The sequence below is a fragment of the Fluviicola sp. genome, from assembly GCF_029266855.1.
Taxonomy (GTDB): Bacteria; Bacteroidota; Bacteroidia; order Flavobacteriales_D; family Crocinitomicaceae; genus Fluviicola.
Genome location: NZ_JAQSWB010000008.1, coordinates 34,854 through 59,593, shown reverse-complemented (window position 1 = coordinate 59,593; position 24,740 = coordinate 34,854). Strand labels below are relative to the sequence as shown.

The following is a 24,740-nucleotide window of genomic DNA, read 5'->3' as shown; positions in this document are numbered from 1 at the left end:
CATTAACAATAATGAGGGATTCTCACTTCGCCTTTCCCTTAAGAATTCGTATCTTTGATCATCAAATCCTTGAAAAATGCAGGTAAAAGAGCTCGTATCTTATTTAAATCACATTGCGCCATTTGCGTACCAGGAATCGTATGATAATTCCGGATTACTGGTAGGTGACCCGAATGCTCCGGTTAAGGGAGTGCTGGTTGCTTTGGATTGTATTGAGACAGTTGTTGATGAGGCAATTTTACATGGGGCGAACGTCATCCTGACCCATCATCCCATTATTTTCAAAGGTTTGAAACGAATCACCGGTTCAAATTATGTGGAGCGAACAGTTTTGAAGGCTATCAAAAACGACATCAATCTGATTGCCATTCATACCAACCTGGATAATGTACACTTTGGGGTGAACCACATTATTTCAGAGAAGCTGGGACTTACCAATCTCAAAATACTGAGTCCGAAAGCGGCGACCAATTATAAACTGGCTGTTTTTGTGCCTCAAACTCATGCAGATCTGTTAAGAGAAGCCATGGCCAAAGCAGGTGCGGGAATGATCGGTTCTTATGATTCATGCAGCTTCAGTTCAAAAGGTGAAGGAAGATTCAAACCGGATAAGGATGCAAGTCCTTTTCTTGGAAAGCCAGGTGAACTGGAAGTTGTGGAAGAGATCAAGATCGAAGTAATTGTTTCCGAACATGCAATCTCAGCTGTTTTACATGCAATGAAAGCAACACATCCGTATGAAGAAATTGCGTACGATCTGATCGGTCTGACAAATACCAATGAATACATCGGAAGCGGTATGATCGGAACACTGCCCGAAGGAATGGAAGTCATGGAATTCCTGAATTTTGTCAAGCTCACATTTCATTGCGGAACGATCCGTTATACCAATCCAACCAAATCACCTGTAAAAACAATTGCCGTTTGTGGCGGAGCCGGAAGTTTTTTATTAAAAGATGCAATTCGGGCCAAAGCAGACGTTTTTATCACTGGTGACTTCAAATACCACGAGTTTTTCGACGCTGAAAATCACCTGATGATTGCTGATATCGGTCATTTTGAGTCAGAACAATATACTTCTGAGTGGTTAGTAGCGCAATTGAAGAAAAAATTTACTAATTTTGCGGTTCGTTTAACGAGTGTAAATACGAATCCGATAAATTATCTCTAAAGTATGGCTGCAAAAGCAAGTACAAAAGAAACAACAGTTGCTGAAAAGTTGGACGCATTATATGCGTTGCAAAAGATTGATTCTCAAATCGATAAAATTAGAACCGTTCGTGGTGAATTGCCTTTAGAGGTTCAGGATTTGGAGGATGAGATCGAAGGGCTAGAGACTAGAATCAAGAACCTGCAAGACGAAGCGAAAGAATTGGATACTGAAGTTTCCGATCGCAAGATGGCAATAAAAGATGCTGAGGCTGCGATTGTTAAGTTCAAAGATCAACAAAATAATGTACGAAATAATCGTGAGTTTGAATCGTTGGCGAAAGAAATCGAATACCAGGAGTTAGAGATTAAGTTGCACGACAAGCGCATGAAAGAAGCAAAAATCAAGATTACTGCTAAAAAAGAAGTACTTGACGAAGCAAAAGAGCGTTTGGAATTGCGTAAAGGCGATTTGAAAGTGAAACAAGATGAGTTGAACGAGATCGTTGGTGAAACGCAAAAAGAAGAGGAGGCATTGATTGCTCAGTCTGAAAAGGCAAAAGCATTGATCGATACACGATTAATTGCAGCTTACGATCGTTTACGCACAAATGCGAAAAACGGATTAGCTGTAGTTGGTGTTGATCGTGATTCTTGCGGAGGATGTTTCAATAAGATCCCGCCTCAACGTCAATTGGATATCGATACACGCAGAAAAGTAATCGTTTGCGAACATTGCGGAAGAATTTTAGTTCCTGCTGAAGTAGTAGAACAATAGAAATAGAACACTGGTTGTTGTGAAGGGATTCGTTTGTACGGATCCCTTTTTTATTTGGGGTACTTGTCTGTGGGGAATTGCACCATGTTCGTCTCAATACATCCGCAAATGTCAGTTCGAGTGTCCGGCCGAAAAGCCGGAGGTATAGAGAACCATGAGCGGGATATTCGACATGACATGAAATTCGGTACGCTCAGCCGATAATTAGTACGATTTTTAAGCCGAAAACCCAAACGAATACTTATTTTTGCACCTGAAAATTATCAATCCGTTTTTACATGGAAAAACTAGCAAAAGCTCTCTTCTCTATGAGAGCAATGGCAATGGGATTATTCATCTTCCTTTCAGCAATTGCAATCGCTACCTTTATTGAATCATACGAAACTACACAGGCCGCAAAGCTTTGGGTTTACAATGCGAAATGGTTCGAATTGTTATTGGGGTTCCTGTCAGTGAATTTAATAGCAAACATTTTCCGTTATCAAATGTGGAAGCGGGAAAAGATAGCCGTTTTGCTTTTCCATATTTCATTTATCGTGATCATCCTTGGGGCCTGGATTACCCGCTATGTTAGCTATGAAGGAATGATGATGATCCGTGAAGGAGCCGCTTCAAACGTTGTTTATACTTCCGATCCATATTTGTGGGTTAATATCAATGACGGAAAAGTGCAGTATACTCACGATACCAAAGCAATTTTAGCAGAATCCTATCCGTTTAATTCGGTATCCATGGATATTGATTTTCCGAATCATAAAAACCAGGTCTCAATAGAATACCTTGATTTCAAATCAAAACAAATCGATACGATTCAGATCGATTCAAAATATAAAACCAGTGCATTAGACATTGTCACCGATGGAATGAAGTCCAACTACATTATCAATGACGAAATTTTCTCCCTGAATGGTTTGGATATTGCTTTTACAGATCAACTGGTGAACGGAGTAAATATCTATAGAAAGAACGATACGTTGCGTTTAAGACCGAATATGCCTTTACAATACATTCCTATGAAGGAAATGCAGAAAGCACGTCAGAGCGGGATTGCTCCGCCGGATTCTGTATTTGTGAAAGTAGCCCCGGGACAAGAGATCGTATTTGCAACAACTACCTTATACCAAATCGGAGGTCAGCAGTTTGTTTTTAAACAAGAGATTCCGAATGTAGGGAAAGTTTTAGTTCCATCAGGAAGAAGAGACTTTGGTTCGGATTACCTGACAGTTAAAATAACAGATGGTTCCAAATCAAAGATCGTTCGTCTGGAAGGTGGATTGAAAATGGTTGGTGTTCCGGTTTTCTTTGAATTCAACGGGTTGAATTATCATTTGGAGTACGGGATGAAACGCATCAAAATTCCATTCTATATGAAATGTAATGACTTTATGCTGGACCGTTATCCCGGTTCGGATATGCCTTCCTCTTACGCCAGTGATTTACAGGTCCTGGATACTGCAAACAATGAATTCGGAACAAAGCATGTATTTATGAACCACGTATTGGATTACGGAGGTTACCGCTTCTTCCAGTCATCTTACGATGCAGATGAGAAGGGAACTATTCTAAGTGTAAATCACGATTTTTGGGGAACCAACGTCACTTATTTAGGTTATTTAATGATGTTTATCGGAATGATCTTCAGTTTGTTTGCTCCAAGTTCCCGTTTTAGAGAGCTTTTAAGCAATCTAAAAGCATCTAATGCAAAGGCTGCTGTAATGATGTTGTTTGCATTGAGTTCTGTGTCTGCATTCGCCCAGGATTCTCCGGAACATACGCACGACCACGATCACGATCATGATCACACTCATAATCATGCGCAGGAACAGCAGATCCCGGCAGCACCTGTAAATCCGGTGGTTTATTTTATTTCTGAGGATCAAAGTGATGAATTGGCAACTTTATTGGTACAGGACAACAGGGGAAGAATTATTCCAATGCACACCATGTGCGATCAGGTGCTTAGAAAACTATACCGCGCAAATAAGTATGAAGACAGGAATGCAGTGCAAACCGTAATTAGTATGCATATGTACCCGGATTACTGGATGAATGAAAAAGTAATCTTGGTTCCTGCTGCCTTATTTGATAAATACAATTTGACAAAATATGTTTCTTTCAGAGAGCTGACAGATGAAACCGGTAATTTTAAATGGATCAACGATTATAATGTCGCTTTGCAAAAACCGGAGTCCCAGCAATCCGAAACACAGAAGAAATTAATTAAGCTGGGAGAGAAATACCAGGTATTGCTTGGAGTTGTGAATTGGAATTTCATGAAAATCATTCCGTTAAAAGGAGATAAAGCAAATCGCTGGTTTATGCCTTTCAACCAGGAATTGATGATGAGAGACAGTGTGACCAGTCGTTTGGCTTTGAACTACATCAGTTCACTGAATGATGCAGCAAAATCGAATAACAATTTCTCTAAGTCTACGAAGTTATTGAATGATTTAAAGAAATTGCAACGCTCATTGGCACCGGCTTCAATTCTACCCTCTGAAACCCATGTGAAAATGGAAGTTTCCTATAACAAAATGGGGATTTTTAAGAATACGGAATATTCTTATTTATTATTTGGAATCAGTTTAATGATTGTCTTTTTTATTCGCGTGCTTTTCAATCCTTCTGACAAGTCGGAAAAACGTTACATGAACATCCGGAGAATCATTATTTTTTTATTGGTGATTATTTTCCTTTATCACGGTGCAGGCTTGGGAATGCGCTGGTATATTTCAGGACACGCCCCATGGAGTGATGGTTACGAAGCAGTTGTCTTTATTGCCTGGATCACCATGCTTGCCGGTTTGATCTTCTCCCGTGCAAATGCAGGAATTTTGGCAGGTTCTGCTCTTTTAGCCGCATTTATGATCTTCGTTACTGAAATGAATCTTTTGGATCCGGAGATTACGAATCTGCAACCGGTATTGAAAAGTTATTGGTTAATGATTCACGTAGCAATTATTACAAGCAGTTATGGTTTTCTGGGATTGGCTTGTATCCTCGGGATATTTAACATTATACTGTATATTTTCCGCGGCCCGTCCAATGGGAAAAGAGTTACTAAAAACATCAACGAATTGACCTATGTTTCTGAAATGACAATGACGGTAGGTTTATTTATGCTGACAATCGGAACCTTCCTTGGCGGTATATGGGCCAATGAATCCTGGGGAAGATATTGGGGATGGGATCCGAAGGAAACCTGGGCTTTGGTTTCTGTACTTGTTTACGCCATTATTCTGCATTTCAGGTTTATTCCGGGATTGAAAGGAAAATTTGCTTTTAATGTTGCTAGTATGTGGGGATATGCCGCTATTTTGTTTACGTTCTTCGGGGTAAACTTTATCCTGGTGGGACTTCATTCCTACGCAAATGGTGATGGTTCCGTAAATCTGCCCGTTTCTGTTTGGGTTAGTGTTGCTTTGTTCATTATCATTACAATTATTGCCGGAATTAGAAATAAGCAGTACCTTAAAGCTCAAAGAGAATTGTTATGACGCTGTATGATTTTTCGTTGAATCGCCTGGATGGTAAACCCATTAACTGGGATGAATTCAAAGGCAAAAAGATCTTATTGGTGAATGTTGCCTCTCAATGCGGATTGACACCGCAGTACACTCAATTGCAGGAGTTGCAAGAAGCGTTTGGTGGAGAAGACTTCACCATCCTGGGAGTTCCCTGTAACGACTTTGCTGGACAGGAGCCGGGAACGGCAGAGGAGATTGCTGAATTTTGTTCTGTAAACTATGGAGTGAGCTTTCCGCTTACCGAAAAAGTACATACCATTGGTTCTGAGATTCACCCGGTCTATAAGTGGCTGCTGGATGAAACCGGGGCAGAAGTAAGCTGGAATTTTCAAAAGTTCCTGATCAATGAAAAAGGGGAAGTGACCGGTTTTCATTCACCTCAAACAGAGCCGGCCGACTCTCACATTTTAGACTGGATCAAAAAATCATGAATCAAATTGATGTATTAGCGATCGGTGCACACCCGGATGATGTAGAACTTTCTGCTGCCGGAACCTTATTAAAACACCGCGCACTCGGGTTTACAACTGGAGTAATTGACCTGACGCAAGGTGAGCTTGGTTCCAGGGGATCAAAAGAAATTCGCAGGGAAGAAGCTTTGGCTGCTTCCGAAATTCTGGGCTTAACGGACCGTGTTAATTTGAAGATGGCCGATGGCTTCTTTGAACATTCCGAAGAAAATCTAAGACTGATCGTAGAGCAAATTCGTCGTTTCAAACCGCAAATTGTTTTATTGAATGCAGTTTCAGATCGTCATCCCGATCATGGAAAGGGAAGTAAATTGGCTTCCGAAGCTTGTTTTCTAGCCGGATTAAGAAGAATTGAAACGACTTGGGAAGGCAAGTCCCAGGAAGCTCACAGACCAAAGTTCGTATATCATTACATCCAGGATCGTTACCTGAAACCTGATTTCGTGATAGATGTAACTGATTTCGTAGAACAGAAATTTGCCTCTATCAAAGCATACAAGACCCAATTTTGGGATCCGGATTCCTCTGAACCAAAAACACCGATCTCCGGGGAAGAATTCTTTGAATTCCTTCGCGGCAGAATGGCAGAATTCGGCCGCAGTATCGGAGTGCGTTATGCAGAAGGGTTTACGGTAGAACGAATTTTGGGGGTAGATTCCTTATTTGATCTTCGCTAAGGTTTCTTTTACGTTCCCGATCAAATCATTGAATTCCTTTGCCAGTTCCTCATTGATAATTCCATCCTTGAAATTCTCTCCGAAGCTTGGCAGACTGAAATGCCCGATAATATTGGCAGTATGACGCGGAAAACGGCTCAATGCAGCTTCCAGGACGAATTTCGCTCCCAATTTTCCCGGAGACGTTGAAATTAACAGCATAGGCTTGTCGTGAAATACACTGTTGTTCAACCTGGAACACCAATCCAATGTGTTTTTAAAAGCTGCAGAGTAACTTCCGTTGTGCTCAGTCATGGAAATAACCAAAAAGTCAGAACTTTCAATGATCTCATGAAGTTCATGAGCCTGAACGGGATAACCTTCTTCTTTTTCTTTGTCAACAGAAAATACAGGCATTTCGAAGTCGTTTAAATCGATCATGTTTACCTCTCCCTCAAACTGGTGAGCAGCGAAATGCGCAAATTGCTGATTAATGGATGATTTACTGGTACTTGCTCCGAACGCTAATATTTTCATGTGAATTGTTTTTACGAAGGTAAGGATATTCCGAGATTAAAGGGATTCTTTTAATTGCAGATTTTACAGGATGAAGTTTCGTGAAAAAGTGGTGATGAAAGTTTTTGAGTGACTTTACTTTGTTAAACTCCTGAATTTCAGTAGTCATTCGCAATATCACGAAATCATGATATCATGATAGGAAAAAGGGTCCGCTGTTGCGAACCCTCTAACTTGCTATAAAACTAAACTAACAGAGAAAATTTTCTTCTCAATTTTCGCGCGAATCCAAATGTCTTGGATCGTATTCCGCGCTAACGCTTGTCATAATCGAAAGCTGTGCTTTCTTTTATTTTACAACGCTCAACTTCACAGTTTTAACCGCATCACCGGTTCTAACAACTGCGTAGTATAACCCCTGAGCGAAATCTGTAGCGTTGATTGTGAATTCGTGTGTTCCAACTTCAGCATACTTGGTACCTACTGTTTGCATTACCTGACCGTTTGCATTCATTACAGTTACTTCGATTGTGCTGTTTTGAGCTACATCAACAAATAATTTCGCATCTGAGTTTGTTGGGTTCGGGTACAAAGAAATACCTGCAATAGCTGAAACTTCTTTAATTCCTAAAAGACCTGTAAAATCAGACCCGGACAAAAGCGGTGAACTTGCTGCCGGACGGTAGTCAGGAGCCAGGTAGTTGTACGGAGTAGTTAAAATTCCGGCTGTAGAAGCGATAGAGTCATTCATACCGGCAGCAAACCAAGCCTGGATTGCAAATGTGCTTGAAGCAGTTCTTTCAGTTACTTTACCTGTTGCATTACCTGCAACGATGTTGTTTTTGTAAAGAATCAAGCCATTTGTCGCATTTGATTCACATGCAGTTCCGTCGATGAAAACTCCTCTCTGGAAATCCATGAAAATAGAGTTACGGATATCAATAGCAGAGTTACGGCGAATACGAGCTCCACGACGGTAACCTGCTGCGATCGTGTTTGCTGTATTTCCTCTGTATGGTCCAACTGCAGTAATATTTGAGAATGTAGCGTTTGTTTGAGGAGTGTTTGTGGATCCTGTAGCATCATTATCTGATTCAAAACCTTCTGAAGTAGAAACTGCCGGGTTATCAGCGATGTTCGGGTCACGAACGATCAATCCGAATTGAATGTTTCCGGAGAAACCATAATCCGTATCAAAATCATCATCCAAATTTCTGTAAGAAACCAGGTGCTTAGCATTTACTGCTCCACCGAACCATTCAAATGCGTCGTCGTTGGAGAAAGAAACCTGTACGAAATTTACTTCAGTTGCCGAACCTACGGAACCAAATGTCAAACCATTGATCTCTTTATCAGTTTGGTAAGCATATCCAGGGAATTCAATACGTACAAACGTTAATTTACCTGAATTATCTGTATTGTCAGCAGTCATTCCGCCACCAAATTCAGTATCGGTAGTTGGAGCAAGTCCTTCGATATTTGCAATACCGTTTGTTTGGTTGTTAACACCTTTTCCTAAAAGGATAATTCCTCCCCAATCACCAGCAGAGCGAGATCCGACAGCCTGATTGGAAGTAAATACGATCGGAGCGTTTACTGTACCCTGTGCCATTAATTTTGCACCTTTGGTAATGAACAAACCTGATCCCTGAACAGATTTATCACCCATGATGATCGTTCCCGGTTCAATTGTCAAAGTAGCGTTGTTTTTCACATAAATCTGCCCTTGCAATAAGTAAACATTTCCTGCAGTCCAGGTTGTGTTTGCTGTAATGTTGGTTGAGATTGTTTGGTTTGGAGTACCGTAGTTTGTGTTTTGCGGATCCCAGTTTGCCCATCCTTCAGTCCACATCGGAGTTGGAGCAGGAGCAAAAGCACCACGATAAGTTGTTTCTTCAAACTGTTGTCCGAATGCTGCTAAAGTTCCTAAACTTGCGAACAATGCACTTAAGTAAATTTTTTTCATTTTTCTATTTTTTTTCTGATACAAAATTGATTTACTAAGCTTGTTCTATCCTTTACTTTAAGTTACGATTCAGGTAAATAAATGTTAAGCTCATCTTAAATGAAGTATCATTAATTTAACATTAGCTGAAGCTAGAACCACATAGGGCACATAGTTTTTTTTATAAGGTCTAAAAGCTTTGAAAACAGAAAAGCCACCCGCGTCACGGGTGGCCTCTCAGGCATCATGTTGATCTTTTATAATTTGAAGCTGATGGAAGCGCTGAATGTTCTTCCGAAATTCGTTTTCCAAACTTGCTGATCAATATCCTTATCAAAACCTTTTACATTGTTTTTATCTCCAACGAAAATAGTATTAAAGAATCCGTTCATTCCTTTTGCTTCCGATCTTACTGTTGAGTTGTTCTGGTAGAACACCTGGTCTTGAGCAAGGATGTTTTGGATATTCAATTTAAATTGAGCTCTGCCTTTCATGAATGTTTTGGTGATTTGCAGATCAAGAAACGTTCTTGCCTGTTCCCAAAGATCCGGTTCATTTACGTTCCCTACGATGTAAATTCGCTGTCCTACGCGGTTAACATTCAATGATGCTCCCCATTGATTGCGCGGATTGTCGTAACGGATACCGGCATTGAAAACATAAGGTGATTGCCCCTGAAGTGGTCTGGAATCCGCCACACTTCCCGCTACGCCGGATACATCTACCTGGGAGCGGATAATCGACAGGTTTGAATAGATGGTTAAATCATCAAAGAATGAAGAAGTGTCCAGGCCGAAAACCGTAGAAACCAGTGATCGTGCTTCCAGTTCCAGTCCATAGTTTGTTGCAGAAGGTACATTTTGAAAGGAAATTTCACCTACTACATCCGGACGGGATTTTTGCTCGATCGGGTTGATGAAGTTTTTGTAGAAGATAGTAGCTGAAAATAATTGGCCCCTTCCAGGGAATGTTTCGTATCTCAGGTCCAGGTTGTGGATCAAAGCACGTTCCAAAGTATCGTTTCCGGAAACAACGAAGTTGGTGGTGAAATCATAGAATGCGAATGGTGCAAGCTCTCTGTATTCCGGTCTGTTCAATGTCTGAGAGTAGCTCAAACGAACGTTTGTTTTTCTGTTAGCTTCAAAGATTGCATTGATCGAAGGAAGAACGTCCAATTTCTTTGTACTGATTTTTAATTCGGAAAGATCGTCTTTCAAAGCTGTGAGCTCTTGCTGGAAATATTCTATACGGGCACCGTAAATGAAACGGAAACGCTTGCCAAAACGGTTGTCTAATTGGATATAAGCTGCATTGAGAACGGATTGAGCATCGTATTGATCAGATGGTTTTGTTCCGTCTGTCAGTTTGAACCCTCCTTTTCCAGGGTTTCCGTTAGCTGCTGGTTCAATCAATCCCATATTTTGAGAAGCGAAAATTTGGTCTTCAGGAAGGTATAACAAGCTCTCGTCGAATTGAATATTTCCCCCACTTACACCGTATTTGGTGTATCCCAACTGACGTGCAGCAAATTTACGGGTACGGACCTGGTTGTAAACTCCGATCTTAAATTCACTTTTGAATTTTCCGAACAGGTCAGTTGAATAGGCAAGATCCAAACGGCTGTTCACTGAACTTTCTTTGTTTTCAGAGAAGAACATTCCGCCGCCGTAAGCAGGACCTACGCTGGATGAAGAAATATTTGCAGAGTACATGGTATCTCTGGCGTCCGGATTGGATGGATCGATAACGTTTTTATTGCGTGAGTACACAGAACGGCTTAGATTCGGAATCGAACGGTTTACATTGCTGTAACCGGCCAACCAGTTCAGTTTAAGTCCTTTTGCTCTCAATCCGTGCTGCCCTTCCAATTGTCCGGAATATACACGGTCGGATGTAAACCAGCGTGCATTTGAACGGATAAGAATAGGGTTTGATTCCGAGGCGTTTGTAGCTCCTGTTCTGTTGATTAATTTGTCTGAGGAATTAATACTGTAGATGTTCTTGAAGTTGATGGTATTGCGCTCGTTGATCTTGAATGCAAAATTAGCCAATGCTCCTGCCAATAAGTTTGTTACGTTATTCTTGTCCAGGTAGTCATTTTCCATTTGAGTGGTCTGAGCCGAATTCGGATCCGTACTGTTTAAATAACTGTTGCGAACTGTTTCATTATAGCTGAAACTTCTGCTGTAAGTCAAAGCAGCGATCATTCCTAACTCGCGTTTGCCGAATTTCTTATTGAAACCACCGGATGCCTGGAGACTTAGATTGGGAAGAAATTTACTTTCGGTTGTTTCCCAGTTGGTTGATACTTGTTTGGCTACGTTAGCCTGATCGTGAATATTTAAAGGGTATTGCCCGAAAGGTGCAACTGCCGAAGGAATTTTTCTGGTTCCGTCATCAATTCCAAGCCAATCCATTTTCCCTCCTTTATAAGAAGTACGGTCCTTGAATGTCGTAATGGTGTTGATTCCTGTTCCAACCTGGAAAGAGAAAAAGTTCTTTTCAGGAATGCTTTTCGTGTTAATCTGAATAAGTCCGCCGGCAAATTCTGCTGGCTGATCTGGGGTAGCTGATTTGGTGATTGTTAAGTTATCCAGCATATTTGACGGAAACATATCAAAAGAGAAGGCTTTCCGGTCACTTTCAGAACTTGGAAGCGGAGAACCGTTCAGAAATGCAGCATTGTAGCGGTCATTCAAACCGCGGATAACTGCAAATTTATTATCCTGGATGCTTGCACCGCTTACCATTTTAAGTACATCACTGGTATTGCTGGCTGTGGATCGCTGAATGGATTGACTGGACATAACGTCGCCAACGCTTGACGCGTTTTTTTGAGCCAGTACAACTCCCTGGTCGGTATCTGTGATTCTCTTAGCGGTGATCACAATTTCTCCGATCGTATCTTCGCTGGCTGCAGGAGCCATTACTACATCAATGGTAATAACTTCTCCGCTTTTTACCTGGATGTCATTTACAACCTGAGTAGGAAATCCGGGATACACGATTCTTACCGAGTAGGCTCCTTTTTCCAATTTGCTGAAGTTGTAAATACCCTCAATGTCAGATAATACCTTTTTACTTTGCTCAACCAATTCCACCTGGGCTGAAGGAAGGCCTTCACCTGTTTCGGAATCGATTACTTTTCCTTGAATTACTCCGGTGCTTTTGTCTTGCGAGAATGCAAAACCGACAATCAATAATGCAACAACGGAAAGAAATATCTTCATAGCTTTAATTTTGCCACAAAGGAACAGCTACAAGATTATTCTAAATTAAGTGTAAAATTATTGGATTGTGAGGCTTGTGTAAACAAATTATGAAGTCTCTTAACATTAAATTAATAAGCGGCTAAAAGGATTTTGTTCCAAGCCAAAGTTAGCGTTTTGGATGAGATTTTTTTCAATAAATTTCTTCAATATTGAATTGCTGATTATTGAAGCTTACCTGGTCTGATTTCTTTTTATTCAGTAACAGCTGACCGAGAGGAGCCCCCAAACCGATCCCGATTACCTCTTTTCCCTGAAATGAACTGTTTCCGATCGGAATCCCGATAAGGAACAAACCTTTATTGGTTTCCACAATTGCTCCTAACTGAACCTGGGTTGATTTGTCTGCAGACTGATTGTCGATTAAACTTTTCAGTCGCTGCTGCTCATTTAATTGAGTACTTAGTTTCCCAAGCTCCTGCTGTGCCATTTCGCGCGAAGTTTCGAACTTGTCTCCTGCCGAACTCTTGCTGTCTTCAGCAATACCCTTTTGTAAATCAGCAATGTCTGACTGCAGCCTGGAAATTTTTTCTTTAATGATACCGGACAGGTGTTCGAAAAGTGCTTTTTTGTTCATGTTTTCTTTGAGACTTAAGACTTTAAATGTAAGAGAAGAGACTTGATTTCCCTAAATAATATATGGTATCTTGTTTAAACTTTAATTTTTTGGGAGGGAGAAGAGGGATTTGTCTCTGGTCTTTTGTCTTTTAGTCGGTAGTCTTTAATTATTCGTATATAATAAAGTGCTTATTAAATAATTCGATCAGTTGGTTTTTGACATTCTCTTTGGAAAATTGCATCCCGAAAGAGCGCAAAAAGTCTTTATCAAATTCAAACTTCCCATTCATCATATCCAAAATAGCGTGTTTCAGATCTGCAATGTTATTGTGTTCGATCTTAATGCCAAGTGCTTCTGTCATATTTGCTGCGATTCCTACAGGTGTCGATATCACGGGTGTTCCTGTTAACCAGGCTTCTGCAATTACAATACTGAATGTTTCGTATTCGGAAGTCAGGATAAGCGCATCGTGATCTTTCAATAACTGACTAACCTCACGCCACTCGCACGGCCCTGTAAAGTTAATGGCTTCGCTACAGCTGTTTAGTTTTGCCCATCGTTCCCATTCATCCGTGTTTTGATCGGAAACTACTGTCAAGCTGATTTTTTTTCCGGATTCCAGATAAGCATTTAAAAAACCATCGAATAGGAAATCCGGGTTTTTGGTGTTCTTATCAAGTGTCGAAATATGAATGAATTTTTTTCGCTGCTTTGGATTGGTATCTCTTAAAGTGAAAATTTCTTCATCCACAAAGTTTGGAATTACCTGAATCTTTGTGGTCGGGAAGAGTGGTTTCATATCTGTTCTCAACACATTGGAAACAGCTACAATTTCACTCGTATGCCTGCTTCCGCGCTTAATGACCTGTTGATAAAGGGAAATGAAATTCTTACGGAGTTTATTGCGATAATAGGATCCATGTTCCATTACAATCAGGGGTACATGGAAATAACGCTGTACTTTGGCGAATTGTACGGCTCTCGGAAGAAAGACATGAGCAAAGATCAAATCAATGTGATCAAGCAATGATAGCCCTCTTCTGAGTGCTTTTCGCTGCAGCCACCAATGGAAAAAACGATTTTTAGAAATGGGATGATAGATCCGGATGATCCGTAATTTATCAGATTGCTGCTCATCGACTTCAATGGAACTGCAGTTTTTGTCCCCCATGGTATGCAGCACCGTTACCTCGTATTTGTCCGAAAGCAAATGTGCAAAGCGCTCAACGAAATTTCCAGCATACGGATCTACGCGTGTTGGAAACCATGAACTCATAATGAGAATATGTCTTTTCGTGCCGGGCATTGGCTAAATTTAGTGGATTTTTCACTAATTAAGCACCAATCGGAAAGTTTTTATGTTGTTTTCTTTACGAATTGTGAGAAAATATAAGCCGGATGGTATTTTTTTCAACGAGATTTGATTTCCAATTTGTTGGAAAGGAACAGGTTGACCCAGTTGATTTTTTAGTTCGAATATTTCATTCCCTATAAGACCGGAAATCGTAATTAACTCATTTGCGGGATTTGGTGAAATTTGAATGTTTTCCAATAAGTGATCATTGATTCCTGCAACACAACTCAATCTATTCATATATTGCCAAATGGTGTCGTTGTACTGGGTCCCCACAAAACTAGTTCCCATAGTGCTTCCCATCCGGACAACAACCAAGCCTTGTGAGGGCACCACATTGATGATCTGTCCGTTCTTTCCTTCTGCAGCATACATATCTGCCGGGGCATTGGGGCATAACTCCCCGGGGAAAACAAACTGGGACTGCGGAAGCATGAAAGAAGCTTTCCCGTTCAGCCAGGTTAAATAACCGTATGAATTATTTAAGGACTGACTGCTGTTTCGCATTTCATTGAGGTATGTCAGATCGGGAAGTACGGGATTTCCGTTCCAGTAGCCATCCTGGGAAAGTAACAAGCCGAAACGGGCCATTCCGCGTGCTTTTGATGCAAATACGTTATTGTATCCTAATTGAAGGTAAGTTCCTACTAGTCCGATTTTTGTAGCGATTTTTTGGTTTACCCAGGAGTTTAAGGTCATCCCGGTTGCAGATTCGATCACTGTGTCAAGCAAAGTATACGGACCATTATGATAAGCCCAGCGTGTTCCCGGATCTGCCAGGTAAACCAAACATGCGGGATCGGTGCAGTGGAAGTCAGGAACTCCGTCATCCAAACCGGTGGTCATCGTTAATTGGTGTTTAATGGTGATAGCTCCTTCTTGCGGGGCGGTCAAATTGGTCCAGCCGGTTCCGAGATAATCACTTGTGGGGTCATCGATGTCTAAAAAGCCTTCGTGTTGTGCAATCCCGACAGCATAAGCAGTCAGGGTTTTTCCCGCTGAGTTCCATACGTAAAAACTATCTACAGTGAAAGTCCCAAAGTATTTTTCTAAGACGATCTTCCCGTCTTTCAGAACTATGAAAGCTTTTGAGTCACTATCTTCCAGCCAATCGTATAGTTTATTGATCGAATCCTGGCACCAGCCCAAAGACGAAGGATCAGTGGTGGACCAGGTAGTTCCGGCAAGCGGAGGGAAATACGTTTGAGCCTTTAAGCCTGAAAAGCCAAGAATAAAGGTCAGTAGGAGTAGGGTATGTTTCATATAAATTCAAATTATTAATGCAAAATGCAAAAATCAATTGGTTCTAAAAAAAACTTTCGAATTAGACCAGGACTTTCTCATAAATTGCTTCAAGCTGTTCAATGGCAAAATCAATTTCTTCTTTTGTGGTATATCTTGAAAACGAAAAACGTGCGTTTGGACGCGAATTGTCTGCCTGAATACCTTCCAGTACGTGTGAACCTTTTGCAGCTCCTGAAGAGCATGCAGAACCACCTGAACATGCAACACCTCTAAGATCCAGTGTAAACAAAAGCATTCCGGATTTTTCCGATGCCGGTAAACAAACGTTCAATACCGTGTACAAACTTTTTTCAGGATCTGTTTCCCCGTGAAAAGTTACATCAGGAAGGATTGACTTTAAGCGCTCGATCATGTAGGATTTTAAACCCTGAACGTGTGCCTGATGTTCTTCCAAATGGCTGTAAGCCAATTCAATTGCTTTTGCAAGACCAACTATACCGTAAACGTTTTCCGTACCTCCGCGCAAACCTCTTTCCTGGGCTCCGCCATGAATCAGGATATCTGTTTTGATACGCTTGTTTGCATATAAAAAACCGATTCCCTTGGGTCCGTGAAATTTATGAGCAGCACAGGTCACAAAGTCGATCCCCAGTTTTTCCAGGTCGAAGGCATAATGCCCCATTGTTTGTACTGTGTCGGTATGAAAATAGGCCTTGTGTTTTTTGCAAAGCACACTCACTTTGTCAATTGGAGTCAGAGTTCCGATCTCATTGTTTGCATGCATTAAGGAAACCAATGTTGGTTTTTCGTCCTTCAAATGGTTTTCCAATTCTGTTAAATCGATGTTTCCTTTCGAATCAACACTTAACCAAACGGCCTCGATGTTTTCTCTTTGAGCCAAATGTTCAATAGTATGGCAAACAGCATGGTGCTCGATGGTTGTGGAGATGATGCGTTTTACACCTAATTGATATACAGCAGTATTCAAAGCAATATTATCCGCTTCCGTACCTCCTGATGTGAAGATCAATTCGTTAGGGGAGCAATTCAATTGTTTTGCAATGGAACGTCTGGAAGTCTCGATCAATGCTTTGGTTTGCCTGCCGTAGAAATGTGTAGACGAAGGATTTCCAAATTCATTTTGTAAAACAGGGATCATCGCTTCGGCAACTTCTTTCGCAAGAGGCGTGGTTGCAGCATTGTCTAAATATACTCGCATCAATTTTTTTATTACAAATTTAATAGATTCAAGGGAAGAAAAGAACTAATCTTTTCCAAGAAGAAACCGAAATGTTTCTTTTCCTTGGGGAGCTAATAGCAGGTTCGAAAGCAATAAATGAGTTCGTTCCAATCTTTTATCCGTTGATTTTGCCGTAGAGACATGATTTAAAATGTAGCGTTTCATTGCCGGAGTAAGTGCATCGAAGCGGTCTTTGGATTCCGGAACCTGGATCCAGTATTCCTTTATTTCTTCAGCTACGGGAACTCCAAATTCAGATTCGTCCTTTTCCAATTGAACAAATACGGTATTGCCCAAAGTCTTTCCGATCTTTTTCAAACGGCCCTTTTGAACGGTAACAAGTCCGCTGCCGTTCCCTAAAGCCAGGATGCCTGCCTGCCATTGAATCTTTCGGTCCAGGGTAATAAGCAAGCGCTGGTTGAAGTCTCCTTTTTCTTTCCTGCCGGGAAGCTGAGCCAAAATATCAGGGGTGATTTCTACGAACCAGTAATTTAAATAATCAAGTGCTTTGATGTCTGTTTCAAATTCAATCATCGGTTATTCTTGGAATGTAAAGATAAGGAAGGTGGTCCTGATTTACGAGTAATCAATGTAGATTATATAGTTACCATGGTAAGAAAAATATAAGTACCCTCTTATCCCAAAAGGCCGTTTTTTTTTAAGAAAAAAGCCCCAACGTTCATTCATCGGGGCTTAATCTTTAATCAACCGTGAATCCTATTTTTTGTGCGGTAGCAACTAGTGATTCAATGATTGCTGATCCAAGATCTTTTTTCGCATTTGTTTCGCTGATCTTCTTCATTTCTTCTGCAATAAATGCCTCGCGTTTTTTGGAAAGTTCCCCGATTTGATTTTGGTACTTGGTTCGCTCGGCTTTTTTGTTTTCAATATATTTCGTTTGTTCCTCTTTGGATTTTCCTTTCAATTCTGCCGGTAAATCTTCTACACGAAGACTGTCCAGTTTTACATTTCCCTGTTCGATTCCGTCTACCAAATCCCAATTGCCGTTTTTGTAATTCGATTTGGATTTTGCTTCTGCACGTTCACTCATGACAGCATAACCTTTCGAGCTGGCATTATAGTCTTCAGTTGCTTGTTTGTTGGCGCGGTAGGCTCCTTCTTTTCCGTAACCGATATACGTTTTGTTTAGGGAATCGTTTACGCTGATAATTTCCTTATCATAAGGAGTGTCGATATGTCTTATCTCATCGTTTGAATTGATGTTGAAATAAGAACCCTGGGTCTGAAGTGCTCCGTCGTACCAGAATTCTTTGACTCCCTGATCGTAAGGTCCGCAATAAATGGTGTTTACAATAATATCTTTGCTGGCGGCAATCTTTAGAATCTTTTTGTAATCGATAGGCCCTTGATTGAAAGGTTCGTTTCCTGCAATATAGATCAGGCGCAAATCTTGGGGATCGGGAGACCACTTCAGGTCGTTGATCGAAGATTCAATTACTGCTGCGCAGTATTCTGACCCGCCATTGGTTCTGAGTGAGAATAGCTGGCCTGAGATTGAGTCCAGATCTGCAATCAGATCGGTTCGCTTACGGATCCAATTGGGAGTCTTGATTTCGTCGTTGCCGTAATCGTACAATGCAATTTCCAATTGAGGAGCTTTTCCTTTGTCCGACATTTTGGAAGCAATATTCACGATTTTCCAGATGGTGGATTTGGCTTGTTCAATCAATCCTTCCATACTTCCGGAAGTATCGAACAGGATCGCAATTTGGATTTTACGGGATTCATCGCTTGGATGAACAGGTTGAGCCTGAGAGAACTGAATCCCGGCTGCTAAGCTGACAAGTGTAACAATGATCGATTTCATACTGTGGGTTTTTGATTGAATACAGCCAAATGCTTTTTTCGTTCAAACCGGGTATGAAGATCTTTTATTTTCCGAGTTTTTTTCTCTGATTGCGAAGCTCGGTAAGCAATGGCTCTAATTCAACCAGGTCTTTGCCAAATTCAATGGTTACGCGTTTTGTTCCGCTTGCTGTTTTGATCTCAATGTATTCCGAACCTCCGTCCGCACAATCCGGGCAACCGTAACTTTCCTGGAGATTGCTGAATTTTTCCCAGTTGATTTTATCCGTGATGCTTTTCCAGTTTGAAGTGTTTTTGAAATTTTCCACTTTCACCGGATTTTTTGCAGAATCAACACTGGATTCAATGTATTCGGTCTGTCCTTCTGTGAAGACCACTTCCTTTCTGCAGTATCCTCTGCAATGCCCGAAATTGGTTCCGTGTGTAACGCTAATGACCTGATCAAGAGAAGTAATCGGTTTTGTTGTATTGCATCCGAAAAGAAGCGATGCGGTAAGTGAAAGGAAAAACAAAAATTTCATGCGATCTGATTTGAAGTTGAAGGTAGCATTTTTTACCGGAATTCAGCAAAACGCCCTCTGTATCTGCTTTTTTGATTATTCAAAAAGCAATAATTTATCTACCAGCTTCCTTTTTTGAGTGCCTTCGACCAATTCCAGGTTTAAATACACTTTACATCTTTTATTCGTTAATTCCACAAATTGAAGATAGCCAATGACTTTTTGATTTTTGTCAGGCTCCCAATCCCAAACGCTGAAATGATTGCTTGAGATAATGAAATTCGGGTTTGTAGCAGTATAAACACGATTTAGTTTCAAGCTGTCTTTTTGAAGAATTTTAATCGTAATGTTTCGGGTATACTCTTCATCAATGGAGCCTGGTTGATTATAAAAATAACCATAGTGCAGAATAGTTGTATCCTTCTTCTTTTCGAAATTCAAGGTGTATTGGCCGTAAATTTCAGAGAAATCAACTAAATAACGTTCAAAACCCGGACACCACGAATCCCAGTCCATCTTTTTCTTGAATATGGAATCCGTTTCTGCAGGATCATCGATCACTGTTTTGCATATTCTGATCCGTTTGAGTGAATGGATCTGGTTTAGGCACAAGGGCAGCAAGTTAATTTTGGTGTTTTGCAAATACAGTGTTTCTAAATTCTGTAATTCACAAATTCCCGACGGCAATTGATCCGTTTCGATATTGGAACCTAGGTTCAATTCTTTTAATTGGTTAAGCATCCCGATCGAATCATTTAACTGGGATAATTTATTGCTACTTAAGTCCAAATATTCCAATTGATTTAACCGAAAGATCGGAGACGGGATTTTTTGAAAATTGTTTCCTGCCAAATAGAGCCTTTTGAGTTTTTTCCAGTTTTGAATGGAGGCTGGAAGATCTGTCAGATCTCCGCAAAGCATGCTGCTTTCCAGGTTAACCAGGTTTCCGAGTTCGGCAGGGAGCAATTTGAAGTGGTAATTGTAAAGTTCAAGCTTTGTAAGCTGTGTCAGTTTTCCCAGTTCAGAAGGGATTTTTATCGGATCATAGCCATTACAAATAATCAAGGTTTTTAGTTGGGAAAGATTACCGATACTTGTTGGAATTACTGTGATTTCCGAAGCATTGATTTCCAGGTATTCCAGCTCCGGTAACTGACCAAAAATATCAGGCAAAACAGTGTCCTTGTAAGCATATAGTTTCAAGTACCGGAGTTCCGGAAATTTGACTAATTCTGCTGCTTGCCGATAGGTGTAATTGTGAGCAAATATGGAATCTGTTTTTTGGGCAAAGGTTTTCGGGTTAAGAAAAATGATCAGCACGATTAAGGTAAACCGTTTCATGGATTGGTTTGTTTTATGGGTTTCGACCGAAAATTAAAAAATGTTTCCGGCAAATATCAGCTGATTATTTAATTTACTGTTTCTTTCGAATATTTACTTGAAACTGGCGCGGTAATAATGATATTCCCTAATCTGTTTACTGCTTGTTTCATTACGGATTTCAGAGAAAGCTTTCACATAAAATAGATGATCCGATTTCCACCTGATTTCTTCTACACCGAAATCAGAAGCATGAAAAAAGGCATTCTTTCAAATAGGAATCCGGTTTTGTTTTGTCATTCACTTTTAGAACACCAATGTCAGCTACTCCGTTCTCATAAACTCCATTGTAATAATAAACGAGGTACTTGCCATTAATCGAAGGGATGGGTGGTTCTACACTGCCATCGCCAAAAGACGAAAGGACATAGCGGTAATCAGTAATGCTGTCCAATAAAAATAACTCGCCGAAGCCTAAATGTTCCGAAGTGGAATTTTCCGTTAAAGCGAATAGTTTTAATTGAGGATAGAAGCCTGTTAATTCATAACCGCTCCAGCTTTCCGGTTCACCATAATCTTTGTATTTCGGGAAGAAATGCTTTCTTATTGCTGTCTGAATAAAAAAGTCATTACCTTTTTGATTCGCTTTGATTTTGACAAGGTGTTTCGGTGCTTTTAAGCGATTGAATTCCGCTTCCGAGATACTGTCGAACACCAATTCGGGAACTTTTTCATAATTGTTGTAATAACCAACTGTAATGGTTTTTCCTTTGGATTTGATGGAATCTGAAGGTGTTCTTGTAAGCTCTTTTTTCGGAGTACGGATAATTTGATCTGGTTTTTCAACTTCCTTGTCTTCTTGCTGCTTACAAGATGTCAGAAGAACGATCGTTGAGATTGTAAGCAATGAGTTTCGTTTCATGTAATTCATTATTTTTTCATTCAACACCCCACACTCATGAATGAACCTGCTTTTTTCACAACTTGTCCTTTGCCGGCAGGCCTTGAAAAAAAGAGTGTCGGATCCGTTACATTGTAGTGATTCGCATTGTCCAGGATCAGATCCAATATACCATCCCCATCGATATCTCCTGCGAAAATGAGAGCAACCATCGCATCATCAAACATTTGATGACTTGAAAGCAGTGTTTTGCTTCGTCTACCGTCAATTTTTGCACTTAGGTAAAGTTTGTAATTCGATACAATGTACCAGTCGCTGTCCGGGTTTTCTTTCTTTTTGTTACCGCTTGCAGAAAGTTCATAGTCAATTCCCAGGTAGTTGAAAGAAAGCTTTTCACCCGGATAAATTTCTTTCTTTGATAGTTTTACCGCTTTGATTTTTCGCTTTGCCAAATAGGGAAGGGTTTGCATTAAAAGGATAGAGGTGTCTTTTTCCCGGGTGCTTACTTCCCAACCGGTCATAATTGATTCGTTTTCATCCAAAACGGGGTCGTGAACCGGAACACTGGTAACTTTCGCTTCGCTGAGGTAATATCCATCTTGGGTTTTGAATAAACCGACCCATTCCATGTTGCCTGCATTCCCCGGAATCTCATCGTTGTGAAAGATTCCTGTTGTTAAGATCCTGATCGGAAATACACTATGATCAACAATAAACGAATCTTTCGCCTCTGTTTTTGGTACAACTGTCTCAATAGTTTTGATTTGATTCTTTTTCGGGGCAGGATCGCTGCAACCTGGTCCGAAGATTAGAAACGCTGGCAGGAATATTTTTAGTTTGGATAGAATCATGTTAATTACCTTTTAACTTCTTAATCCGAAGCGAAAGTAAGTCTGCTTTGGATTCAATTTACATTGTTCTCCCGATAATTATCGGATTGAATTTTGAATGACTTGCTTCAGCAAATATATCGTTCCGTTCCAGTAAAATTCCACGTGCTTATAAATAGCTTCAGTTGGAAAATTGGCGGCTTCTACGGTTATTTCTGTGTGCTCTCCTTCTGGAACTAAAGTAAACGTAATAATTGTATAATTACCTGGTTCATCCGCCAAATCCGACAATGAACTCAAATACTCGTATCGGAAGATTTTTTCCGGTTCCAATTGAAGGATTGTTCCTGTGTTCTCAAATTGAAGATGGTGAAAACCTTTAATAGTAATGGGATTGCCTGTTTTCCAGTCGCTGATGATCTCAATGTTCATTTCAGGATCTCCCATCCATTGCTTCATCAACTCAGGATTCGTCAGGTATTCCCAAATCTCTGTTGGCGAGGCTTGAATCAGGATGCTTTTTTCAATTCGCTGTGGATAATCTGAAAATTCGTAATTCGGCATTCGTAATTAATTTTGGTGATCGTAACTCAAACCTTTATTCAATTTCCAAACTCCGTTTTCAAGAAGCCAAACGTGAGTGAATCGGGCTGTACTTGCGAATCGTTCCGGCTTTCCTTTCAGATTTTCATAAAAGTTATGCCGGCCGTGCTGAATTGCCCCGTATAGTTTTCCTTTTTTGTAAAGCGGAAAAACTTCCGTACTTCCTGCAATCAATTCTCTTCGCGATTGATACGTAGCTGGTGATTTGCACAAACCCTTTCGGATTCCATCCAGAAACTCTTTTCGGTAAGAGATACTGTCTGTGTCGTGGAAGAATTCAAAATCTTCACTAAGCAGGGAGTCAAATTGAGTAATATCACAAGTGTTGAAACCAATATTAAATAGTAAGCTGTCTTTCGAAAGAATAGTAAGATACAACTCTGAACTCTTTTCAGCTTGAGCTGAAATTATATTCGTTGTCGCCAAAAAAGAAATGATCAGGAAAAGTTTAAACATGCACTTGAATTGATACTTAAAAGTACAATTTACTTGATAAATGAATCTCTTCATTAATAATTTAACTTCTCAATTCGTAATTCGGTATTGGGAATTCGTAATTTTGTAAGATGTTCGTCGAATCCCTTTCTTTAGTCAATTTTCGCAATCACAGCGAAGCTGAATTTCAGTTTGAAGCTGGGGTCAATTGTATTGTGGGGAAAAACGGTTCGGGGAAAACGAATGTGCTCGATGCTGTTCATTACCTGAGTATGTGTCGTTCGTATTTAAATCCGACTGACCGGCAAAATATCCGTTTCAACGAACAATTTTTTGTCATTCAGGGATGTTGGATGAAAGATGAACAACCCTTCAACCTCTATTGCGGTGTAAAAGCTGGTTCAAAAAAGGTTTTCAAGAAGAACAAAAAGGAATACGACCGCCTGGCGGATCACATCGGGAATTTCCCGGTAGTGATGATTTCTCCTTATGACACGGACCTGATCTCTGAAGGAAGTGAAGTGCGAAGACGCTGGATGGATGGCATCATTTCGCAATTCGACCATGAATACCTGAGTGATCTGCAGCGCTACAACAAAGTACTGGACCAGCGAAATGCCTTATTGAAATTGCAATTCGAAAACGGGTTCTTTGAGCGCGAAGCCATCGAGATCTGGGATGAACAGCTGATTCGTTACGGAACAGCAATTTATAACAAACGGGTTTCATTCATCGAAGCCTTTATTCCCTTATTTCAGCATTACTACAAATGGATCTCGCAGGAGCAGGAAGCTGTTTCCCTGAGTTATGAATCCAAACTTGCCGAAACGGATTTCAGAACCCTCATTCAACAAGCTTACCCGAAAGATATGCGCGTTCATTATACCTCGGTGGGAATTCATAAGGACGATATTACTTTTTTAATTGAAGGTTTACCGATCAAACGCTTTGGCTCGCAGGGACAGCAAAAAAGCTTCCTGATTGCTTTGCGTTTGGCACAATTCGACTGGCTGAAAGAACGCTTGAAACAAACTCCGATCTTATTGCTGGACGATATCTTCGATAAATTGGATAACCTGCGTGTAGCGCAATTAATGGAATTGGTTTCTAAGAACACCTTCGGACAGGTTTTGGTAACAGATACCGATGAAAACAGGGTTTCAGCTATTTTTGAAACAATTCAAGTGAAACCGAATATTATCAGCTTTAATTCCGAATTGGTATGAGTGAATGGGACGAACGTAAAAGATCAGGGAATGCACAACCTATGAAAGAGTTGGTGGATAAACTCATGAGTGCCTACCAATTGCAGGGAAAAATGACCGAAATGGAAGTTTTAAGCAAATGGGAAGAAATGATGGGAAAAGCCGTTGCAACACGGACTACCAATCTTCAGATTCGCCTGGGAGTTTTGATTATAAGACTAAATTCCTCCGTCATGCGCGATGAATTGGCTCATGGAAAGCAAATCATCATTGAACGCGTGAATCAAACCGCCGGTAAAAAGATTATCCACGACGTGTGGTTCGAGTGATTAAAAATTTTGATACCTTGAGCAAAATACAGTTGGAACGAAGCTGTAGTTAAAATTAATCCAAGATTGAATTTGCCCTGGT

At 40.5% G+C, this 24,740-nt stretch carries 22 protein-coding genes; 7 read left to right on the top strand and 15 right to left on the bottom strand.

The features are described from left to right. Positions 1 to 76 precede the first annotated feature (76 nt). From K0S23_RS15240 to bshB1, 5 genes are all read left to right on the top strand, one after another. Entirely contained in the window at positions 77 to 1,171 is a 1,095-nt protein-coding gene (locus tag K0S23_RS15240; RefSeq protein WP_300359161.1) for a Nif3-like dinuclear metal center hexameric protein, read from the top strand. Between the two features lie 3 nt (positions 1,172 to 1,174). Then, positions 1,175 to 1,927 carry a C4-type zinc ribbon domain-containing protein gene (locus K0S23_RS15235; RefSeq protein WP_300359159.1) on the top strand — a complete coding sequence of 251 codons (753 nt, stop codon included), beginning with the start codon at positions 1,175 to 1,177 and terminating at the stop codon, positions 1,925 to 1,927. Positions 1,928 to 2,205: 278 nt separating this feature from the next. Continuing rightward, the gene (gene ccsA / locus K0S23_RS15230) at positions 2,206 to 5,424 is read left to right on the top strand and encodes a cytochrome c biogenesis protein CcsA (protein WP_300359157.1); all 3,219 of its coding nucleotides are present in this window, start codon (positions 2,206 to 2,208) and stop codon (positions 5,422 to 5,424) included. Beyond that, positions 5,421 to 5,885 (top strand): glutathione peroxidase, encoded by a 465-nt coding sequence (locus K0S23_RS15225; protein ID WP_300359155.1) that lies wholly within the window; start codon positions 5,421 to 5,423, stop codon positions 5,883 to 5,885. Before ccsA ends, K0S23_RS15225 begins: the two co-directional genes overlap by 4 nt. Beyond that, on the top strand, positions 5,882 to 6,601 hold the full coding sequence (gene bshB1, locus K0S23_RS15220; protein WP_300359153.1) for a bacillithiol biosynthesis deacetylase BshB1: 720 nt from the start codon (positions 5,882 to 5,884) through the stop codon (positions 6,599 to 6,601). Before K0S23_RS15225 ends, bshB1 begins: the two co-directional genes overlap by 4 nt. Here bshB1 and K0S23_RS15215 read toward each other — a convergent pair. The 15 genes from K0S23_RS15215 to K0S23_RS15145 all read right to left on the bottom strand — a co-directional run bounded on the left by K0S23_RS15215 (position 6,584) and on the right by K0S23_RS15145 (position 23,145). Continuing rightward, positions 6,584 to 7,117, bottom strand: coding sequence for an NAD(P)H-dependent oxidoreductase (locus K0S23_RS15215; protein ID WP_300359151.1), 534 nt, complete (start codon positions 7,115 to 7,117; stop codon positions 6,584 to 6,586). The genes bshB1 and K0S23_RS15215 overlap by 18 nt on opposite strands. A 328-nt stretch (positions 7,118 to 7,445) precedes the next feature. Then, the gene (locus K0S23_RS15210; RefSeq protein ID WP_300359149.1) at positions 7,446 to 9,062 is read right to left on the bottom strand and encodes a T9SS type A sorting domain-containing protein; all 1,617 of its coding nucleotides are present in this window, start codon (positions 9,060 to 9,062) and stop codon (positions 7,446 to 7,448) included. A gap of 236 nt (positions 9,063 to 9,298) precedes the next feature. Beyond that, positions 9,299 to 12,271 carry a TonB-dependent receptor gene (locus K0S23_RS15205; protein WP_300359147.1) on the bottom strand — a complete coding sequence of 991 codons (2,973 nt, stop codon included), beginning with the start codon at positions 12,269 to 12,271 and terminating at the stop codon, positions 9,299 to 9,301. 172 nt (positions 12,272 to 12,443) lie between these two features. Next, positions 12,444 to 12,887: a hypothetical protein gene (locus K0S23_RS15200; RefSeq protein WP_300359144.1), complete on the bottom strand. Its 444-nt coding sequence runs from the start codon at positions 12,885 to 12,887 to the stop codon at positions 12,444 to 12,446. A gap of 148 nt (positions 12,888 to 13,035) precedes the next feature. Next, positions 13,036 to 14,145: a glycosyltransferase family 4 protein gene (locus tag K0S23_RS15195; protein ID WP_300359142.1), complete on the bottom strand. Its 1,110-nt coding sequence runs from the start codon at positions 14,143 to 14,145 to the stop codon at positions 13,036 to 13,038. A gap of 54 nt (positions 14,146 to 14,199) precedes the next feature. Then, positions 14,200 to 15,486: a serine hydrolase gene (locus tag K0S23_RS15190; RefSeq protein WP_300359140.1), complete on the bottom strand. Its 1,287-nt coding sequence runs from the start codon at positions 15,484 to 15,486 to the stop codon at positions 14,200 to 14,202. Between the two features lie 61 nt (positions 15,487 to 15,547). Then, positions 15,548 to 16,687 (bottom strand): cysteine desulfurase family protein, encoded by a 1,140-nt coding sequence (locus K0S23_RS15185; protein ID WP_300359138.1) that lies wholly within the window; start codon positions 16,685 to 16,687, stop codon positions 15,548 to 15,550. A 45-nt stretch (positions 16,688 to 16,732) separates the two neighbouring features. Continuing rightward, the gene (locus K0S23_RS15180) at positions 16,733 to 17,242 is read right to left on the bottom strand and encodes a hypothetical protein (protein ID WP_300359135.1); all 510 of its coding nucleotides are present in this window, start codon (positions 17,240 to 17,242) and stop codon (positions 16,733 to 16,735) included. Positions 17,243 to 17,408: 166 nt separating this feature from the next. Further along, positions 17,409 to 18,536 carry a vWA domain-containing protein gene (locus tag K0S23_RS15175; RefSeq protein WP_300359132.1) on the bottom strand — a complete coding sequence of 376 codons (1,128 nt, stop codon included), beginning with the start codon at positions 18,534 to 18,536 and terminating at the stop codon, positions 17,409 to 17,411. A gap of 64 nt (positions 18,537 to 18,600) precedes the next feature. Next, positions 18,601 to 19,056 carry a hypothetical protein gene (locus tag K0S23_RS15170; RefSeq protein ID WP_300359129.1) on the bottom strand — a complete coding sequence of 152 codons (456 nt, stop codon included), beginning with the start codon at positions 19,054 to 19,056 and terminating at the stop codon, positions 18,601 to 18,603. A gap of 75 nt (positions 19,057 to 19,131) precedes the next feature. Beyond that, on the bottom strand, positions 19,132 to 20,376 hold the full coding sequence (locus K0S23_RS15165; protein WP_300359127.1) for a leucine-rich repeat domain-containing protein: 1,245 nt from the start codon (positions 20,374 to 20,376) through the stop codon (positions 19,132 to 19,134). A 223-nt stretch (positions 20,377 to 20,599) separates the two neighbouring features. Next, a complete protein-coding gene (locus K0S23_RS15160) occupies positions 20,600 to 21,277 on the bottom strand; it encodes a hypothetical protein (protein WP_300359123.1) in 678 nt (225 codons plus the stop codon). Positions 21,278 to 21,297: 20 nt separating this feature from the next. Next, positions 21,298 to 22,107: a hypothetical protein gene (locus tag K0S23_RS15155; RefSeq protein ID WP_300359120.1), complete on the bottom strand. Its 810-nt coding sequence runs from the start codon at positions 22,105 to 22,107 to the stop codon at positions 21,298 to 21,300. Between the two features lie 78 nt (positions 22,108 to 22,185). Beyond that, positions 22,186 to 22,650: an SRPBCC domain-containing protein gene (locus K0S23_RS15150; protein WP_300359117.1), complete on the bottom strand. Its 465-nt coding sequence runs from the start codon at positions 22,648 to 22,650 to the stop codon at positions 22,186 to 22,188. Positions 22,651 to 22,656: 6 nt separating this feature from the next. Beyond that, positions 22,657 to 23,145, bottom strand: a complete 489-nt coding sequence (locus K0S23_RS15145) for a nuclear transport factor 2 family protein (RefSeq protein ID WP_300359114.1) — start codon at positions 23,143 to 23,145, stop codon at positions 22,657 to 22,659. A gap of 110 nt (positions 23,146 to 23,255) precedes the next feature. On the opposite strand from K0S23_RS15145, the gene K0S23_RS15140 reads away from it, so the two are divergent. Both K0S23_RS15140 and K0S23_RS15135 read left to right on the top strand, forming a co-directional pair. Beyond that, a complete protein-coding gene (locus K0S23_RS15140; RefSeq protein WP_300359112.1) occupies positions 23,256 to 24,350 on the top strand; it encodes a DNA replication/repair protein RecF in 1,095 nt (364 codons plus the stop codon). Next, entirely contained in the window at positions 24,347 to 24,658 is a 312-nt protein-coding gene (locus K0S23_RS15135; protein WP_300359109.1) for a DUF721 domain-containing protein, read from the top strand. The genes K0S23_RS15140 and K0S23_RS15135 overlap by 4 nt, the downstream gene beginning before the upstream one ends. The last annotated feature ends 82 nt before the right edge of the window (positions 24,659 to 24,740 follow it).

Excerpts from the sequence above, each read along its gene's own strand:
- K0S23_RS15240 (WP_300359161.1), top strand. The coding sequence starts at position 77 with ATGCAGGTAAAAGAGCTCGTATCTTATTTAAATCACATTGCGCCATTT.
- K0S23_RS15235 (WP_300359159.1), top strand. The coding sequence starts at position 1,175 with ATGGCTGCAAAAGCAAGTACAAAAGAAACAACAGTTGCTGAAAAGTTG.
- ccsA (WP_300359157.1), top strand. The coding sequence starts at position 2,206 with ATGGAAAAACTAGCAAAAGCTCTCTTCTCTATGAGAGCAATGGCAATG.
- K0S23_RS15225 (WP_300359155.1), top strand. The coding sequence starts at position 5,421 with ATGACGCTGTATGATTTTTCGTTGAATCGCCTGGATGGTAAACCCATT.
- bshB1 (WP_300359153.1), top strand. The coding sequence starts at position 5,882 with ATGAATCAAATTGATGTATTAGCGATCGGTGCACACCCGGATGATGTA.
- K0S23_RS15215 (WP_300359151.1), bottom strand. The coding sequence starts at position 7,117 with ATGAAAATATTAGCGTTCGGAGCAAGTACCAGTAAATCATCCATTAAT.
- K0S23_RS15210 (WP_300359149.1), bottom strand. The coding sequence starts at position 9,062 with ATGAAAAAAATTTACTTAAGTGCATTGTTCGCAAGTTTAGGAACTTTA.
- K0S23_RS15205 (WP_300359147.1), bottom strand. The coding sequence starts at position 12,271 with ATGAAGATATTTCTTTCCGTTGTTGCATTATTGATTGTCGGTTTTGCA.
- K0S23_RS15200 (WP_300359144.1), bottom strand. The coding sequence starts at position 12,887 with ATGAACAAAAAAGCACTTTTCGAACACCTGTCCGGTATCATTAAAGAA.
- K0S23_RS15195 (WP_300359142.1), bottom strand. The coding sequence starts at position 14,145 with ATGAGTTCATGGTTTCCAACACGCGTAGATCCGTATGCTGGAAATTTC.
- K0S23_RS15190 (WP_300359140.1), bottom strand. The coding sequence starts at position 15,486 with ATGAAACATACCCTACTCCTACTGACCTTTATTCTTGGCTTTTCAGGC.
- K0S23_RS15185 (WP_300359138.1), bottom strand. The coding sequence starts at position 16,687 with ATGCGAGTATATTTAGACAATGCTGCAACCACGCCTCTTGCGAAAGAA.
- K0S23_RS15180 (WP_300359135.1), bottom strand. The coding sequence starts at position 17,242 with ATGATTGAATTTGAAACAGACATCAAAGCACTTGATTATTTAAATTAC.
- K0S23_RS15175 (WP_300359132.1), bottom strand. The coding sequence starts at position 18,536 with ATGAAATCGATCATTGTTACACTTGTCAGCTTAGCAGCCGGGATTCAG.
- K0S23_RS15170 (WP_300359129.1), bottom strand. The coding sequence starts at position 19,056 with ATGAAATTTTTGTTTTTCCTTTCACTTACCGCATCGCTTCTTTTCGGA.
- K0S23_RS15165 (WP_300359127.1), bottom strand. The coding sequence starts at position 20,376 with ATGAAACGGTTTACCTTAATCGTGCTGATCATTTTTCTTAACCCGAAA.
- K0S23_RS15160 (WP_300359123.1), bottom strand. The coding sequence starts at position 21,277 with ATGAAACGAAACTCATTGCTTACAATCTCAACGATCGTTCTTCTGACA.
- K0S23_RS15155 (WP_300359120.1), bottom strand. The coding sequence starts at position 22,107 with ATGATTCTATCCAAACTAAAAATATTCCTGCCAGCGTTTCTAATCTTC.
- K0S23_RS15150 (WP_300359117.1), bottom strand. The coding sequence starts at position 22,650 with ATGCCGAATTACGAATTTTCAGATTATCCACAGCGAATTGAAAAAAGC.
- K0S23_RS15145 (WP_300359114.1), bottom strand. The coding sequence starts at position 23,145 with ATGTTTAAACTTTTCCTGATCATTTCTTTTTTGGCGACAACGAATATA.
- K0S23_RS15140 (WP_300359112.1), top strand. The coding sequence starts at position 23,256 with ATGTTCGTCGAATCCCTTTCTTTAGTCAATTTTCGCAATCACAGCGAA.
- K0S23_RS15135 (WP_300359109.1), top strand. The coding sequence starts at position 24,347 with ATGAGTGAATGGGACGAACGTAAAAGATCAGGGAATGCACAACCTATG.